This window comes from Mesorhizobium salmacidum (SeqCode) (assembly GCF_037179605.1).
GTDB classification, from domain to species: domain Bacteria; phylum Pseudomonadota; class Alphaproteobacteria; order Rhizobiales; family Rhizobiaceae; genus Mesorhizobium; species Mesorhizobium salmacidum.
In genome coordinates, this window is sequence record NZ_JAPYKS010000067.1 from 1 (window position 1) to 1,911 (window position 1,911).

Annotated in this window: 1 protein-coding gene; it reads right to left on the reverse strand. The window is 62.4% G+C overall.

Features of this window, described 5'->3' with window-relative positions; all coding sequences use genetic code 11:
- The gene (gene glmS, locus O7A60_RS31605; protein ID WP_337109563.1) at window positions 1-1,824 is read right to left on the reverse strand and encodes a glutamine--fructose-6-phosphate transaminase (isomerizing); all 1,824 of its coding nucleotides are present in this window, start codon (window positions 1,822-1,824) and stop codon (window positions 1-3) included.
- Window positions 1,825-1,911: the final 87 nt, after the last annotated feature.

Genomic DNA, 1,911 nt, shown 5'->3' on the forward strand with positions numbered 1-1,911 from the left:
CTATTCCACCGTCACCGATTTCGCCAGATTGCGCGGCTGATCGACGTCGGTGCCCATGAACACGGCGGCGAAATACGCAAGCATCTGGATCGGCAGCGTGTAGATGATCGGCGAGATGATTTCCGGCACATCCGGAAGCACGATGGTCTCCATCGTCTTCACGCTCACCTGTGCCGCGCCCTTGGCGTCGGTGATCAGAATGATCTTGCCGCCACGCGCCGCCACTTCCTGCATGTTGGACACGGTCTTTTCGAAGATGCGATCGTGCGGCGCAATCACGATCACCGGCATGTTCTCGTCGATCAGCGCGATCGGCCCATGCTTCAGCTCGCCCGCGGCATAGCCTTCGGCATGGATGTAGGAGATTTCCTTGAGCTTCAGCGCGCCTTCCATGGCCAGCGGGAAATTGGTGTCGCGTCCGAGATAGAGCACGTCCTTGTAGCGAGACAGCTCCCGCGCGATCCGTTCGATCTGTTCTTCGAGCTTCAGCACCTGGTTGGCGTAGCGGGGTGCTTCCGAAAGCGCTCGCACCAGGGTCTTCTCTTGCTCCTTCGAGATCGCCCCGCGCGCCACGCCAGCGCGCACGGCAAGCGACGCGAGCACAGACAACTGACAGGTGAAAGCCTTGGTCGAAGCGACGCCGATCTCGGGCCCCGCCAGCGTCGGCAGCACGACGTCGGATTCGCGCGCCATGGTCGATTCCCGCACATTGACGATCGCGCCGATCTTCATGCCGGCCTTGCGGCAATAGCGCAGCGAAGCCAGCGTATCGGCGGTCTCGCCCGACTGCGAGATGAAGAAGGCGGCATCGCTGGCCGACAGCGGCATTTCGCGATAGCGGAATTCCGACGCGACATCGATATCGACCGGCAGCCGCGCATAGCGCTCGAACCAGTATTTGCCGATCAGGCCGGCAAGATACGCAGTGCCGCAGGCGGAGATAGCCAGGCGGCCGATCTTGGCGAAATCGAATGGCAGGTCGAGCGGCTTGGAGACGCCGGAGACGAAATCGACGTAGTGCGCCAGTGTGTGCGAGATCACTTCGGGCTGCTCATGGATTTCCTTTTCCATGAAGTGGCGGCGGTTGCCCTTGTCGACCATGAAGCTGGTCGACAGCGACTGCTGGCGCTTGCGGTCGACTTTCTTGCCGTCGATGTCGAAGATGGCGACGCTCTCGCGGCGCACCGCCGCCCAGTCGCCATCCTCTAGATAGGTGATCGAATTGGTGAACGGAGCGAGCGCGATGGCGTCCGAACCCAAAAACATCTCGCCATCGCCATGGCCGACGGCCAGAGGCGGACCGTTGCGGGCGCCGACGATGAGGTCCTCGTCGCCCTTGAACATGATGGCCAGCGCAAAAGCGCCTTCCAGCCGCTTCAGCGCCTTGTGCGCGGCCTCGACCGGCTTCAGACCTTTCGCGAGTTCCCGTGCCACCAGATGCGCCACGACCTCGGTGTCGGTCTGCGACGAGAAGGAATAGCCGTCGCGGACCAGCTCGTCGCGCAGTTCGGCGAAATTCTCGATGATGCCGTTGTGGACGATGGCGACGCCCTCCGAAAAGTGCGGATGCGCATTGGTCTCGTTGGGCACGCCGTGGGTTGCCCAGCGCGTATGGCCGATACCGATCGTGCCGTCGAGCGGCTCATCCTTGAGCCGGCGTTCGAGGTTGACCAGCTTGCCCTCGGCGCGGCGGCGGCCAAGTTGACCCTTTTCGATGGTGGCGACGCCTGCCGAGTCATAACCGCGATATTCGAGCCGCTTCAGCGCGTCGACGATGAGCGGCGCAACCTGCGAGTGGCCGACGATTCCAACGATACCGCACATGCAGATAGTCCCCGATTGCCCATGGAAAACCAGCGCTATTTAGGGGTGGCCGGCCTGCCGCGAAAGTCACATTGCATTTCGTCCGGT